Source organism: Nostoc sp. (genome assembly GCF_036919555.1).
In the GTDB taxonomy this organism is placed as follows: Bacteria; Cyanobacteriota; Cyanobacteriia; order Cyanobacteriales; family Nostocaceae; genus Nostoc.
On the sequence record NZ_JBALCS010000119.1, the window covers coordinates 23,531 to 39,133 of the forward strand.

Sequence of the window (15,603 nt, forward strand, 5' to 3'; positions counted from 1 at the left end):
CTCAATTCTCAGAGGATGTTTTAAAAGTCTTTGGTGATGTATCAAACATCAAGCCCAATGTCCAATGCCCAATGCCCAATACCCAATTCCAGCGATTACGTCAATGGTGAGATATAATCCTAGAAAACACATACTGTTATCAGTATTGAATGCTGCCATCAACAGAAAGTGCATTCCCCTCCTAGCACCAATCCCAAAAAACCCCAAGACCTTTTCTTAGTATGCGGACTCCAAAGTTTAGGGCAACATTGTGTTGCAGTCCTCAAGGAGTACGATGTTAAAGTCAGCGCCATTGATGATGTGCAGCCCGAACATTGGGAAATCCCAGAAGTACCAAGTTTACTAGAAAAGTTAATCATCGGAGACTGCCGCCAGCCAAGTGTTCTAGAGCAGGCAGATATCAGCCAGTGTCGTTCAATACTTTTAGTGACCAGAAATGAGCGGATAAATATAGAAGCTGCCTTTGCAGCACGACGTCTTAATCCGCACATTCGCCTAATTGTACGTTCCGACAAACAAAATTTCAACAAACTCTTGTGGGAAAATCTCGGCAATTTTGTCGCCTTTGAGCCGACTCATCTCTCAGCTCATGCCTTCGCTCTGACAGCCCTCGGCTCTGAAGCTATTGGATATTTCACCTTAGAAGGGGAACTATTGCAAGTGATAAAGCACCAGGTACAAGCGAAGGATAGCTGGTGTAATGGCAAGCCAGTACATAGACTCAATCTTACAACTCGCCGCATCTTGAGTCACAGACCTGTTTCATCTGACCCACTCAAAGAATTGTTTGGCTGGAACCCTGAGGCAGAAGTGCAGGTAGGAGACACGCTAGTTTACATTGATGTTGCATACGACTTGGCTTTATCTGAGCAACACCGGAAATCTCATCGCCAAAGGTGGCAGTGGCAACAATTTATCCAAGGCATCACAGCGAAAAATCTCAAGGAGAAACTAGCGCAATTTTGGCAATCTTATTACCAAAGCCAAAATCAAATCCGGCGAATTGGGACAATCTATGCCATTACTGTATTTATTCTGTGGTTCCTTGGAATAGTTCTTTACCGCTTATATTATCCTCACATCTCCCTCGAAGAAGCTTTCTATGCAACAGGAGTTTTGCTGTTGGGAGGATACGGAGATTTATTTGGCGGCGTTGAGTTTACATCGCAATCAGAACCTTCAGACCATATGGCTTGGTGGTTGCGGTTGTTTAGCCTGGGGCTGACGTTGACAGGTCAAGCTTTCGTAGGAGTATTGTATGCACTACTAACTGATGCCCTTGTCACTTCCAGATTCCAGTTTTTCAATTCCCATCCTCCCATCCCACAACGCAACCATGTGGTGATTATTGGCTTAAATCGCTTGGGACAGAGAGTGGCTGCTCTTTTGCAAGAACTCAACCAGCCCTTAGTAGGAATTCATCCTAACACTCTCGACCCAGACACTTTACCCGATATGCCCCTGATTGTTGGCAATGCTAGCGAAGCACTAACTAAGGTGAATCTCTCCCATGCCAAAAGCATCGTTTTAGTCGGGGACGATAACATGGAAAATCTGGAAATTGGTTTGATGGCTCATGCAATGAACCCCGCCACTACCTTGATTATCCGCTCTCAAGACCGCCAATTTAGTGATAATGTCGCCCCTCTATTTCCCTATGCTCAAGTTCTGTGTGGTGCGGCTTTGTCGGCGGAAGTCTTTGCTTGTGCCGCCTTTGGAGAAAATGTTCTGAGCTTGTTTCACTTAAGCGAGCAAATAGTCATGGTGACGGAATACAAGATTGAAGAAGGCGATACTCTCAATGGGTTGCTTCTATCTGAAATAGCCTATGGCTACAGTGTTGTGCCGATTCTCTACCAGAAATATCAGCAAGATAATTATTCCTTGATGCCCTGGTATGATGTTAAACTTCATGCTGGCGATCGCTTGATTGTTTTAGCCACAAGCACTAGTTTACAGCGAATTGAATGGGGTGAAATGCTGCCTCGCCTTTGGCAGGTGCAGATTGAAAAAGCTCTGACTACAAATGCTATTATGTATGGTAGTGAAGAAATAGTCCTAATTACGGGATGTAGTTCCGCTACTGCTAGGCAATGGATGAATAATTTGCCTATAGTGTTGCCAATACCACTTTATAAACATCAAGCTCAACGTCTGGTGCGCGAGTTAACAAAAATACAAGTTTTGGCAAATGTAATCTTTATTGGGCAACCATCAAATAGCTAAATTACAGCTATTTTCATGTATTTGAACCACATCTGTCGTAGGGGCACAGCAATGCTGTGCCCTTACTGCGTGGTCTATTTACCTGAAAATAGCTGTAAGTAAGTCAGCAAGAATAACTTAAACTACAGCAGATTTCAAGGAAGGTAAACTACACAACGATTCGTCCCAAAGCCAGGTATAAGGGACTGACAAGAAATAAATTATCCATCTTGTGGGGTGGGGTGGGCATCCTGCCATTGGTGTCAAGTTAAGAAAAATAGAGTCTTGTCAAGAGGAGCCCACTAATTGCCTAAACTCAACACAAGGGTGCTGAGTTTAGCCATGAGTAAACCACGGAAAAAACAAGGGAATCCAGACTTTCGCCATCGTGTAACGGCGCCAGCGCCTGAGAGCTAGGAGATTGAATCACGATTATTTGAACTACTTAGTCCAGGGACATTTGCGAATCTCAAAGATGTAAAAGATAAAGAACGTAGCTTAGGCTCACGTGTACTAACCTTACCAGTAATGTCCGCAATAGTTCTCAGCTTAGTATATCTTCAAATACAGTATTTGACAGATATATTACGTATATTAGAAGTTGAAGGATTGATGTGGGTTTCGACAATGGAGGTAAGCAAACAAGCCTTATCTCAACATCTTAATAGTTTGCCCAGCCATCTTTTTTTGGTGCTATTTGAGCAAGTAATACAGAAGATTAGAGACAAAAATCGTTCCAAAGAACTAGCACCAAAGTGGGCATCGGTAGCAGATAATTTTTCATCTGTGTGGATTGCGGATGCCTCAACTCTTGAAGCAATTAAAAAACATCTTGGGCAACTAATTTCAGGAATCAAATCGGATTCCTATATCTATCGCTATTCCCATGATTGAAATTCATCAATGGCGCTACGAATTAAGGAAGTTATTTGAGCGCGACGGGTTTCAAAGTTGGCGGCAATATAAATCAGTAGGATGCCAACTAGCAAGCCAACAACCCATTTTAAGAAAGAGTATTGCAAGCTGAAAATTACCGATTGATAAATTGTAGTGATTAAAAAAGTGGCTGTACCAATGTAGAGAAAAGCCCGCACTCTTAAAGCTAATCCGGCAAAAATGGCGATGAGGCTGAAAATCCCCGGTATCCAGGCTGTATGTTGATGAAATAAAATTGCCCACCCACAAATTAAACCACTACCTAACACTCTCAGAATATGACGAGCGGCTTTAGACTCTGGTAGCTTTAGTTGGATATCGACTTGAGCAATATAAAGCAGTGATAATCCAATGGGTGTTACATACCACAGAGTATCAGTTAGATGTAAGGAATTAAACCAACGGTAAAGCGCCCAATCAATCAACGCCACACTAATATAGGTAAGACGGATGTTTTCACCCACCTTTGCTAGGAAGATGTAAAATCCAGCTGCGAGTAGCAAGGTGATGGGGTAAGTTTGCAGTCTGGTTTCCCATAAAATGATCAGTGGTACAATGTATGCAGCTTGTTGCCAAGGTCTTTTAGACCAACCCCAATTCTCCCAAGGTAGGATGTATAGAAAATAGGCTACCACACAGGCGATCGCACCATTCCAAGGAACTAACGGCCCAGCCCAAAATTTTCCGACTGCTGTCTCCCGCCAATAAATCCTCATCCCGGCTACCTCTAATAAGCCCAGGTAAACCCACATCTCGCCTATTGTGATTCCTCCAAAGATGTTGGAGCTGGAGGAAGTGCGCGAATTTCGTCCCTGAAAGATGGCATAACGAATTAAAAATACCCCCGTTCCCAATCCCACCAAACGGTTAACTCCAATGGGAGTAATAATGGCAGTCATTAATAAACAGCTACTCCAAGCCCAGTGAATATGAGCAATTCCTTTCAGTTCTTGGGGAGTTAAGCGTAAGTAGCTGACAAGCCAAGGCGACAAGATGCGGTAAGCATACATGATACTGGCACCAAGGGCAGACATGGCAATCAATGCATCACCCAGTGCTCCTCCTGAAGCTTGTAACATTTGATAGAACAAAAGTTCATAGGCAGAAATAGATACGCCAATGATTCCTAAGTACAGCAGGGGTTTAAAGCTCTCGCGCCGTCGCCCCACGCCAATGATAATTAAAGCTACACCTAAGGAATACAAACCTGTCCACTCGGTAAAGGTGTTCAAACGCAGCAAGACACTAAATGCAGCATAAATTAATGGCAAAATGTGAAAACTGCTGGGAAGCCTTTCTAATTGATGTCGTCGTCGCCACCACTCTCCGACAAGTTGAGCAATTAAACCTAAAGCGATATTTGCGATCGCTATTTTAACAGTTGAGTGTTCCCCAAATCCCAGCGCTTCGGCAGTCAACAATTCCAAACACCAACCGATGCTATAAAATGCCCAATTTATCGGTTCGCGCCAACTGCGATAAACAATGGCAATCAAGACGATCACAGTGGCAATTAAGTACAAAAATCCCGAAGTAGTAAACCCTCGGTAAATCAGGACTGAGTGTAGCGTCAAACCCAATAACTCAAAACCACACAAGGCGATCGCCCATTTATCACTGGCGGCTGAATATATAACTGCTAATTCGTTACTGCGTTGGCTCAAAACTGTCTGCGCTAACCAGAGACTAAGAGTTGCGATCGCTCCCACGACAAACCAACCTGCTAGCGCCAGGTGAGGTAAACCAGGTACACCTGTCCACAGCAACGCCCCGATGAAACTCAGAATAAATCCTTCTGTAATTACCGCAGATATTTGGTTTCGTAAATAGCGGGTATTTGCAAACATCAATCCGGCACCCACACCCAAACCGATTAATCTGGTTTCTGGTAGCTGTAAAGTAAGTAGCTGGGCAACTCCCACAGCCAAGACACTTAAGTAACGGCTAGTAGTCCGACGCTCTATAATTGTGCAATTGGCAACACCCGTGAGAGCTATCGGCGTAACTAGCCAAATGACTCCCCAATCAGCTTGGCTATCAGCTATGCCATACCAAGATAATTCTGCATTCATCCACAATCGGAAAAAACTAGCGGCGGCTAATCCTAAACCGATGTCCCATGCACTATGTCGCCATAAACCTTCATTGAGACTAAATATCCATTCTGCAACCATCAGAGCTAATAAAATACTTGCCCAAGCTTGTTGACTCAGACTTGGTAACAGCCAGTTAATGGTAGAGCAAAACGTCAGCACACCCATGATGTGAGTTAGATATACCAGGGGAAGGGATGAGGGGGAGCGGCGTTGAGTGATGAATGCCAGAGTGATTGTGGAAAATAGCAGATTTAGCGATCGCAATGTGGGATTTATCAGAGCGATCGTTGTTAAAAAAGCTCCAAATAAGAGGGTGAGCAGTTCGCCAAATTTAGCTAATTCTCGCTTTTCGGTGCGATGCAGGTTATCTGTGAGCGCCACCATCAAAACTACGTAGGGAAATAAAGCTATCCCCAGTAACGCCCCAGGTTCATTTTGAGAATTGGTGAGTTGGGTGCCAATTGCGATCGCCCATTTTTGTAAGCTATTAGGTACTAACCGCCAAAAGAGCCAAATCGTCTGTAAGCCGATGACAAAAACCGCCGCGAAGTCAACTTTTGAACTGTATCGCCGCAAGCTACTTCCCACAAACCATAAACTCAAACCACTGACAGCGATCGCTTGCCAAGGATAATTTACTACCGAAACCAGCCAACCCAGGAAGAGTAAAATGCCACCAAGTTTTTCCCAGAGTAAGAGGGATGAGGGAGATGGAGGCAATGAGGAAAATATTACTGTTACTTCCCCTGCTTCCCCTGCCTCCCCTGCTCCCCCTGCCCCCTGCCCCCTGCCCCCTGCCCTCTCCCCTCCCGGCTGTGCTAACCAAGTTACCAACCAGCCGCAAATACCAATAGCTAACCCCAACTGCGTCACATTTACCCCAGCAACAAAAATCGCCCGCACTAACAGTACTATCAAGGCATAAATAATGACAGCAGCAGGTAAACTAATACTTAAGTTAAGGCGTAGGCGTAGCCCGTCGTAGACATCGCGCCGATCTTCCTCGCTGACAAGATTAGGCTGTTGGTAAAGATTGTGATAAACGGTAACAATAGTTGTGCCGATCATTGCCAGATAAATCGCAATCAAGGGAAATCCTTTTAATTGCCAACCCCAATGCAGATAACTTAGCCCCAGAATATTTGCTAGAGGTAATTTGCCAGGATGTAAATTGGCAAAAATGGTACGATTTTTGGAGAGTAAAACAGTTATAGCAGTAAGGGTAGGACAGGCGATCGCAACTACAATCCAATCCAGAGGATTTTGCCACAACCGAAAGCTATCCATTGCCCAAAAGTTTACTGGGACTAACAAAAGGGTGACAATCAGCAAAGTTTGAGCCGTCAATCTGAGGTTGCTTTGCCTAGTTGCCCAAAAGCTTAACCCCCAAAAACTCAAAGTATAAGCAAATAAAACTCCATACTGTCCAGAAGCGGGAAACCTCTCCCACTGACTTGCAGCCAGTACCCCAGAAGACACTACTACCAGAAATACCCCTAGAAAAAGCAGCCAACGGACACTCAGTTCTGCTCCCAAAGACTGCAACATTGTGCTGATAAAGTTGGGTTTAGCTGGTTTTTGTTGCGGTTGTCTACGGCTACTAGATTCTAAAGCTGCTACGGCCAACTGCTCCACAGAGTCGGAAGTTGCAAATACTACCTTTGTTTTAGCTTCTGGCTGAGGTTGCAACACCACCGCGCACACCAGAAAATCTTGGCATAGCTGCCTAACTTGGGTATCGGATATCAAACCTAAGCGCAGCCATATATCTAATCCTTCTAATAACTGAGGATGGGAGGATGGCAGTCTGATTTCAAATTTTAGCGGGTGGTCAAGAGGTAATGACATAAGCCGCAGCCATAGTAATATATACTTAAATCACGAATTTAATTAAAGTATATTTTGGCTCTAATTGTGCCACCTATTAAGCTAATTAATATTAATTTTTAACCTGATCATATGAGGTACATCATAGCCCCGTCCTCATGTGCTTACGGTGTACACACAAGTTATCAGATTACCCAAAAGTCTCTAAAACCCCACCCTGTCCTATATTTAATCCCTCTCCTTAATAAGGAGAGGGACAGGTTTTACGTAGTAAAACCAGGGTGAGGTATCTTAGAGGCTATTGACTCGTTCCCAGGCTCGGCTTAGGAACGCATTCATTAGACCTCTTGCAAAAGTCCCTAACACCCCACCCCCAACCCCTCGCCGCTTACGGGGAGGGGAGCGTTTGCTTTACTCAAATGCGGGGTGGGGTTCTTAATTTTTGATTTATGCAAGAAGTCTATTGAGGCTCCGACTCAATTTGACTGGAGGCAGCAGCCCCTAATCAGCCATTCCCATGCAGAGCATGGGAACGAGAAATGGTCAATCGAGCTTTATTTCGACTTGTGTCTACACCGTAACCTTACTAAGGAGACGGGGTTGGGGATTAGGTCTATATTAAACTCAACTCCCAACCCTAGATACCCCTGTATCTTTAGTTTAAGTAGATTTTGTTATTTTCCAGAGAAAGTCGTTTATCTGCTGTAACTTCGAGTTATAAATTTTCTCGATTCTAGCTTTTAACAAGTCAGAGGGATTGAACAAGAATATGTCAGTAAAGTCATTAGTCATCTCTGGTAACTGATTTTTCTCTACGATTTGAAATCGCACTTTGGGAGTAACTATGTAACCAAGTATTTGTATTCGTGGAATTATGCTATCATCACTAATTAAAAGCGGTTTATTACTTTGATTAATAGTGTGAGCAATTTGAGGATATTCTTGGTATTTTTCCGGGAATTGGTTCCACCAAATTTGGGCTTGAGAGTGGATCGTACAAGATATAACTCCGCCCATAATTAGTATGAAAGTTACAAGTGACCAGAGCTTTTTTTCCCAACCTTTAGTAGAAATAGACGTTATCTTAGTGGTCAAGAGGTAAGCAACAGCTAACTGTATACCTAAAACTGAGGGAAGTGTATATCGACTAGTAGCGTATCGCTTTTGAAAAACGAAATCTAATAACAGTAGAGGAAGCCCTACAGACCCAATCAAGGTTAAAATAAATAACCAAACTTCTTTAGAGGTTCTTCGACAGAGAACATAAATTGAATAGATCATTAAAGCTAAAATAATTAAAATAAAAGGAATTAAGGCAATCTTAAGTTTTCCGGGATCGCTAGGGCTAATACCTAAATCAAGAAACGTCCGACTAAAGATGCCAGCCCACCTTGTAGCTGACGCAAATAATGTTGATTTAACATTTGCCCAATCTACTGCTTCTAACTGAGGGTTGGTAATAATAATCCAAATCCAAGGTACAAAAGTTAGAAATCCCGCAAGGAATGATAGCAGGTAATAAATCAATGTTTTACTCAATCGCAAGCGTTCGATTGCAATTACATAAATACCCTGTGCAAAAGCAACCAAGGTAAAAAATATATGAGTATAAAACCCTAGTGATAATGTTGCTGCATAAATGCACCAACTAACCTTTGTTTTCAGGCGCATGGCTCGCAGCAGTGCTATGCTTGATATTAAGATGGTTACTATCCATAAACTGTATGCTCGTGCTTCTTGTGCATACACGACATGAACAGGTGAAACGGCTACCAATGCGATCGCTATCCATCCGATTAGTGAAGACTCAAATAATTCTTGACATAACCAATAAAGACAAGGGAAGGTAAGCAGACTAATAAATGCCGAAAAACTTCTTGTCACTGCTACAGAATTGCCAAACCATTCTACCCAAAACCGCGTCATCAAGATGTATAGCGGCAAAATCTGTGAGTCTTCTAAGATAATCCCTTTAATTGTATCAATTGTGTTTTTTTCAGGATTGGGATACTGATATTTATGCAAATCTTCTATACTGATTAAACGACCATTACTTAACTGCTCATTTATTTCTGACACCATATAGCCAGATATGCGTAATGATGAGAAAACTTCATCACCCCAATAAATTTTGTTGTCAAGATTGACGAAGCGAAAAAATACACCGATTACTAATAAAATGATGATTAAAAAACGTAACCAAGATTTAGAAATAAGCCATCTCTGTGACAATTGCTTTTTCATGCAGCTTTCAATCTCCTCAAAGCGTTAATAAACCGTGGTAGGATTTTATTATTAATAGGACTTACGCAAAACTACACGCCCTCAGGGGCAATTCATGAATTGACCCTACGGTAAATCAGGGCTTTCACTGCCTTTTTGCGTAAATCCTGATTAATGATCGCTAGAATCGTTTTTTAGCAGACATTTTGGTTTCCATGCTACTTTAAGACGTATTGCCCGACGCTACAACTATTTATTAAAAACTCTTGCCACAGTCCAAAAATTACAAGCTACTCGGTAAGTCAAAGCCGCTATTTAACAACGATTGAACATTAAAGTACTTTTAAGTATGGGATTTATCCTCTGTTAAGAGCAGCCTTACTCAGAACTACTGAAACAGTCATGTCCAAGAGATCCATGCTGTTTTGTCACCTTCTGTACTTATTCTCCTCACTTTGTCTCTTCCAGTAATAGAATTAATAACGAAGCCTTTGTAAAACCTTCAACTATCAAAAGATAGAAGTTCTAATAGCAGATTTTACCAAATATCAGTAAATCGAAAATCTGTATCTAAAATAGGCTTGTAGCATATAAAACGCTTGTAAGATTTTTATGACTTCCCGTATTCGCTTTTTAATGTGTCCTCCTGACCACTACGACGTGGACTATGTGATTAATCCCTGGATGGAAGGGAATATTCACAAATCATCGCGCGATCGCGCCGTAGAACAGTGGCAGGGACTACACCAGATCCTTAAAGAACACGCCATTGTAGACTTAGTACCACCTGAAAAAGGCTGGCCTGATTTGGTTTTCACCGCCAACGCTGGCTTAGTACTGGGAGATAACGTCGTCCTCAGTCGCTTTTTGCACAAAGAACGTCAGGGAGAAGAACCTTTCTTCAAACAATGGTTTGAGGCAAATGGTTATAAAGTCAATGAATTACCCAAAGATTTGCCCTTTGAGGGAGCAGGGGACGCACTGCTGGATCGAGAAGGACGCTGGTTATGGGCGGGATACGGTTTCCGCTCGGAATTAGATTCTCACCCTTATCTAGCTAAATGGCTGGATATTGAGGTGCTTTCCCTGCGACTCACAGATGAACGTTTCTATCACTTGGATACCTGCTTTTGTCCCCTAGCAAATGGCTATTTGCTGTACTATCCCGGCGCTTTTGATTCTTACTCCAACCGCTTAATTGAGATGCGAGTCGCAGCAGAAAAGCTGATCGCAATTGAAGAAGCCGATGCAGTTAACTTCGCTTGTAATACGGTGAATGTAGACAGCATTGTGATCATGAACAAGGCGAGTGATGTTTTGAAAACCCGCCTTGTGGAGGTAGGTTTCCAAGTGCTGGAAACACCACTTACCGAATTTCTCAAAGCTGGTGGTGCGGCTAAATGTTTAACTCTACGGGTGACAGAACCAGTTAGAGATGAAATTCATGCCAATGTCTCGGTAGAAAGCCGCGTCATTCGCATGGAAGGACACTTGCTGGACGCAGGTTTAATTAACCGCGCTTTGGATTTGATTATAGACGCCGGGGGAAGTTTCCAAGTCCTGAATTTTAACTTGGGAGAACAACGACAAAGTACTTCAGCCGCCGAAGTGAAGGTATCAGCACCATCCCATGAGGTGATGGAAGAAATTATCTCAATGTTGATTGATTTGGGTGCAGTCAATTTACCCCAAGATGAGCGAGATGCCAAACTGGAACCAGTGATCCAAGATGGCGTTGCGCCTGATGATTTCTACGTCAGTACAATTTATCCCACCGAAGTCCGAATTAATGGTCAGTGGGTGAAGGTAGAAAATCAACGGATGGATGGCGCGATCGCCATTACTCAAACTCCCACTGGTTTAGTCGCTCGGTGTAAAATACTCCGTGATTTAGTAGTTGGCGAACAGGTAATTGTAGACGTGCTAGGTATCCGCACCATCCGCAAAACTGAATCGCGGGAACTACGCAGCACCCAAGAATTTAGCTTTATGTCGGCGGGGGTTTCTAGCGAACGGCGCGTGGAATTGGTTGTTGAACAAGTGGCTTGGGAATTGCGGAAAATCCGCGATGCTGGTGGTAAGGTAGTTGTCACGGCTGGGCCGGTGGTGATTCACACTGGTGGCGGTGAACACTTGGCGCAACTAATTCGGGAAGGATATGTACAGGCGTTACTGGGTGGAAATGCGATCGCAGTTCACGACATTGAGCAAAATATTATGGGCACTTCCTTGGGTGTAGACATGAAGCGGGGTATCGCCGTCCGTGGTGGACACCGCCATCACCTCAAGGTAATTAATAGTATCCGTCGTTATGGCAGCATTCCCAAAGCTGTGGAGGCAGGGGCAATTAAAAGTGGCGTGATGTATGAATGTGTCCACAATAATGTACCTTTTGTGCTTGCTGGATCGATTCGGGATGACGGGCCTTTGCCTGATACCCAAATGGATTTGATTAAAGCACAGGAGGCTTATGCTAGACACCTCGAAGGTACGGAGATGATTTTGATGCTGTCATCAATGCTGCATTCCATTGGAGTGGGTAATATGACTCCGGCTGGTGTGAAAATGGTGTGTGTGGATATTAATCCAGCTGTGGTGACTAAGTTAAGCGATCGCGGTTCTGTAGAATCGGTGGGTGTGGTGACGGATGTCGGTTTGTTCCTCAGTCTGTTGATTCAGCAGTTGGATAAGTTGACAAGTCCCTATGTTAATAAGATAGGTTAGGAGAAGGAACCGCGAAGGCGCGTTCACGAAGTGTCTCGAAGAGAAGGGCGCGAAGAAAGGGAATGACAAGAGTAGCTTTTGGTGAAGAGTTGCAGGTTAATTGGGTCAGTTTGATTGCTGATTTTATGTTGGTGGGGATGGTTTTTGGCCCGCCAATTGCTCCCTTTCTGGCTGCGTCTGGGGTGTTTTTGCTTGGGGGAATTGCGGACATCATCTATTTCATGGGTAATCATGTATGTCCGCAACCAACTATGGGGTTTGATTTGGCACCCCCGTTTATTATGGCTGTATGTATGCGCTGCTACGGCACTGTCACTGGTTTGCTGATTACTCGTCTGTTGTATGGGGTAACTGGTGGTGGTGGTAAGGGATTTTACTGGTTAGGTCAATATGGCTTACGTGGTGCGGCTTTAGCTAGCGTGCTGATGATGGCTTATCCTTTGGAATTGGCAGCACAAATTTTCGGTTTGTGGAGTTTTAATAATTATCTGGTTACGCCTTTTGGGTTGATTACAGGTTTGGCATGGGGATTGTTTACTATGCCGATTTTGCATGGCTGGCATGGTGCTAAAACTAGTTTGGATGAATTATAGAAATGGTTTTCCGGGATTTAGGAACGTGGATTAAATAAAATGCAAGACTTCATCCTGTCTCTGGCTTCCCTCTCCTTTATAAGGAGAGGGATTGAGGGTGAGGTAGGTTAACTAACGGCTGATTTACGTTTACGTTTTTGCCGTAAGCCTACACTTAAGGCTCCAAAAGTTAATGCACCCCAAGCCAAATTAGGTTCGGGAACACTGGTAATAATAGACTTATTTTCGTTTGTAATACCATTCCAGGCACCAAACTCAGTCAAAAGCAATTGATAGCTAAACACGCCATCTGAATCTCCAATAAGTTGCAGAGGTGCTGAAAATTTCAGGACATTGCCATCAAGGCTGTATGGTACTGAACCACGAATTTTACCCCAGCCTCCTGAATTTGGTTCCGATGCACCAACTGAAAAAACATCACGTATCGGAATGTCACTTGCAACAGGGATTTCTTCTCCGCGAATAATTGACGAAAAGTTACTATAGATAGGGGATGCATTCAAAATAGGCAATTCCCCATCCGGATCAATAAAGTATTGGAAAGAGTCGGCGTGCCGATTAAATTTATCAACTGTGAAAAAGTCTGGCGCCTTATTAAAATTTACAGTGAATAACACTTCTTTGGCATCAAGATTTACTACGGCTGACTCTGATTCAACTAATAATACTGCTTGCGCTATTTGCGCTGTACCCAAGGCAATTAAAGCTGCTGCAGCCAGAGATACTGAGAATTTTTGTACATATGTCATAAAAATTACTTCCGTAGCAAAATAATAGGGCAATAATTAGCGATCGCTTCTGCTGTCTCACCTTTTAAACTACCTTACCAAAGCACCGATAGCACAGAAAACTAAAATAATACTAACTGCGATCGCTAGTGTTAAAGCTACTGGAGTATTACTCGCCGTTAGCAGTGGCACCAAAACAAACCTAAATGCCAGCAAGACAGCAATGAAGTCTTGGCGATCTCTGCAACTTAGTAACTGTGTACTAAATCTAGTCTTCTTATATTTGGGTAAAGCTGGAGAAAGTAAAAAAGATGCAAGCTTTATAGGGCAAGTTTTTTCAGCATTTATTTCCGTTTTCGCAAGGATCGCGGCTCAATGCCAATACCGCTCTTTTCAAGAGGTTGTGGCGATGATTGCCCACATACTGTTGCCCCTCATCACCCACGGATCGTAATTTCTACAGCTTCGGGGCTGACCCCGAACGTTCTGGCGAGAGCTTTCTTTGCTTCGGCGATTGTTAGCATTGTCCCAGGCACACCAGCAGCAGACTGCTCCGAGCGCGGGGGTGCTTCACCGTCTTGTGGAATTGGCTGAAACTCGATCCCATCGAGACTAATAGCCAGTTTCTTTAGGGACCTCTCCGAGTCGGAGAGGGACGGTTTTACGTAGTAAAACCAGGGAGAGGTCTTTCGATTCCGCTCGTTAGGCGAACACCATATAATCGTTATGGTCTTATACTGCCTGTACCTACCTCCAGCTTCCGTGATCCTTCAACAATATGGTAAAGTTTGTCTTCTAATTTTTGCATACATGCTGACCAATCAAATTCGAGTATGGAAGGGCGGGCCTGCCGAGTCATATCTGCTTTCAAATCGGGATTTTCCAGAATCGCAATTACCCTTTGGGCGAAATCTGTGGGATTGTTAGGTTGGGCAAGGAAGCCGTTGCGACCAGGAAATACCTGTTCTGCAGTTGAGGGTGCAACAACAGCAACTACAGGCGTTCCAGACGCTAACGCCTCGTTATTTGTAGTGCAGAAGTTCTCGGTTACGGAAGGGTTGACAAAAACATCCGCTCTGGCAAACCAACCCAAAAGTTCTGTACCATGAGACTCGCCCCAGATGGTAATACCGGATGCAAACTTTTGGGCACGCTGACGGATCTCTTCATCTAGAGGACCACTACCAACAATCACCAGATGGACATCAGGGATTTTGGCAGCTATGACTGGAAATATATCAAGTAGTTGGTTGACGTTCTTTTCGGGGGTGATGCGTCCGACAAACAAAAGAGTCGGTCGGTTGTCATTAGGAATCGGATCGTAACAGATGTTTCGCGGGTGAAATTTTTCGCAATCGATGCCTTGATAAGCAACGTATTCGGCGCGTTGGCATTTCAGTTCTTCGTATTTAGTGAGTTGTTCTTTAGAAGAGAAGTAATTGAAGTCATAAGACTCACTAAATTGTTTAACCAAAACAGGAATGATCGGACGAACCAAGCTGAAGAACTGATCGCCAAAGTAATATTTGATATAGGCAACAATATCTGTATGGAAGAGTGATATTATTGGCGTGCCTGTTCGTTTTGCGTATTCAATGCCAATGGGGCGACCATAACCTTGCAAGAAAAATGAGTATAAACCTCTCATTTGCGCCGCTTCTTCAACAATTATAATGTCAGGCTGGAATTTCTCCAGCAACTTAGTATCACTCCAATGTCGATAGTTCAACGGTTGAGGAAGAGACTTGTAAAATAGCAGTGGTTGTGTAGGGAATGCGTAAGCAGAGAAATTGGAGAAAGACTGAATTTCATCTAAACCTGGCATGGGGCGATCGCCAACATTTTTGGGGTAGCGATCGTTGATTTGCGGATGGATTAGAAAAACCTCATGTCCCTGCTCTAGCAACCAACGAACTCGTTGGTGTACTGCAACGGAAACTCCAGTTAAGAAAGGAGCGTACAATCCTGTAAACAGTGCAATGCGAAGTTTTTGCTTAGTCATAAAAAAGGGGAATATTTCAAGAAGTTGCTGGTTTTTAATTTAGGATTTACGCAGCAAATGTTTTATGAACATCCTGATTATTTGGCTCATAAATTCCCACTAATATCATGTCCGCTTGATTGCTTATTAAACGTGAGCAACCCCACCCCGCCAAAGCTATGCTTTGTCTCCCTGCCCCTAATCCCCAGAGGGGGCCCCGAGTTCCCCGCCTGCGGGGAGGGGTTGGGGGTGGGGTTCTTTTATTATCGGTAATTTGGCGGACATTGATA

Annotated in this window: 8 protein-coding genes; 4 read left to right on the forward strand and 4 right to left on the reverse strand. The window is 43.6% G+C overall.

What is annotated here, in order from left to right:
• The first annotated feature begins 168 nt into the window (after positions 1-168).
• On the forward strand, positions 169-2,226 hold the full coding sequence (locus V7K36_RS32045) for a potassium channel family protein (protein WP_335121872.1): 2,058 nt from the start codon (positions 169-171) through the stop codon (positions 2,224-2,226).
• 507 nt (positions 2,227-2,733) lie between these two features.
• On the forward strand, positions 2,734-3,099 hold the full coding sequence (locus V7K36_RS32050; RefSeq protein WP_335121873.1) for a hypothetical protein: 366 nt from the start codon (positions 2,734-2,736) through the stop codon (positions 3,097-3,099).
• Here the strand turns inward: V7K36_RS32050 and V7K36_RS32055 are convergent.
• Complete coding sequence (locus tag V7K36_RS32055; RefSeq protein WP_335121875.1) at positions 3,084-7,085, reverse strand: DUF2157 domain-containing protein; 4,002 nt, start codon at positions 7,083-7,085, stop codon at positions 3,084-3,086. The genes V7K36_RS32050 and V7K36_RS32055 overlap by 16 nt on opposite strands.
• A 639-nt stretch (positions 7,086-7,724) precedes the next feature.
• Positions 7,725-9,308 (reverse strand): glycosyltransferase family 39 protein, encoded by a 1,584-nt coding sequence (locus tag V7K36_RS32060; protein ID WP_335121876.1) that lies wholly within the window; start codon positions 9,306-9,308, stop codon positions 7,725-7,727.
• Between the two features lie 591 nt (positions 9,309-9,899).
• On the opposite strand from V7K36_RS32060, the gene argZ reads away from it, so the two are divergent.
• Together argZ and V7K36_RS32070 are read left to right on the forward strand one after the other, a co-directional pair.
• Entirely contained in the window at positions 9,900-12,011 is a 2,112-nt protein-coding gene (gene argZ, locus V7K36_RS32065) for a bifunctional arginine dihydrolase/ornithine cyclodeaminase (protein WP_335121878.1), read from the forward strand.
• 62 nt (positions 12,012-12,073) lie between these two features.
• Positions 12,074-12,604, forward strand: coding sequence for a DUF2085 domain-containing protein (locus V7K36_RS32070; protein ID WP_335121880.1), 531 nt, complete (start codon positions 12,074-12,076; stop codon positions 12,602-12,604).
• 107 nt (positions 12,605-12,711) lie between these two features.
• Here the strand turns inward: V7K36_RS32070 and V7K36_RS32075 are convergent, their stop codons facing one another.
• Entirely contained in the window at positions 12,712-13,353 is a 642-nt protein-coding gene (locus tag V7K36_RS32075; protein ID WP_335121881.1) for a hypothetical protein, read from the reverse strand.
• Between the two features lie 703 nt (positions 13,354-14,056).
• Positions 14,057-15,334 carry a glycosyltransferase gene (locus V7K36_RS32080; RefSeq protein WP_335121883.1) on the reverse strand — a complete coding sequence of 426 codons (1,278 nt, stop codon included), beginning with the start codon at positions 15,332-15,334 and terminating at the stop codon, positions 14,057-14,059.
• Between the last annotated feature and the right edge of the window lie 269 nt (positions 15,335-15,603).

Excerpts from the sequence above, each read along its gene's own strand:
- V7K36_RS32070 (WP_335121880.1), top strand. The coding sequence starts at position 12,074 with ATGACAAGAGTAGCTTTTGGTGAAGAGTTGCAGGTTAATTGGGTCAGT.
- V7K36_RS32055 (WP_335121875.1), bottom strand. The coding sequence starts at position 7,085 with ATGTCATTACCTCTTGACCACCCGCTAAAATTTGAAATCAGACTGCCA.
- V7K36_RS32060 (WP_335121876.1), bottom strand. The coding sequence starts at position 9,308 with ATGAAAAAGCAATTGTCACAGAGATGGCTTATTTCTAAATCTTGGTTA.
- V7K36_RS32080 (WP_335121883.1), bottom strand. The coding sequence starts at position 15,334 with ATGACTAAGCAAAAACTTCGCATTGCACTGTTTACAGGATTGTACGCT.
- V7K36_RS32050 (WP_335121873.1), top strand. The coding sequence starts at position 2,734 with ATGTCCGCAATAGTTCTCAGCTTAGTATATCTTCAAATACAGTATTTG.
- argZ (WP_335121878.1), top strand. The coding sequence starts at position 9,900 with ATGACTTCCCGTATTCGCTTTTTAATGTGTCCTCCTGACCACTACGAC.
- V7K36_RS32075 (WP_335121881.1), bottom strand. The coding sequence starts at position 13,353 with ATGACATATGTACAAAAATTCTCAGTATCTCTGGCTGCAGCAGCTTTA.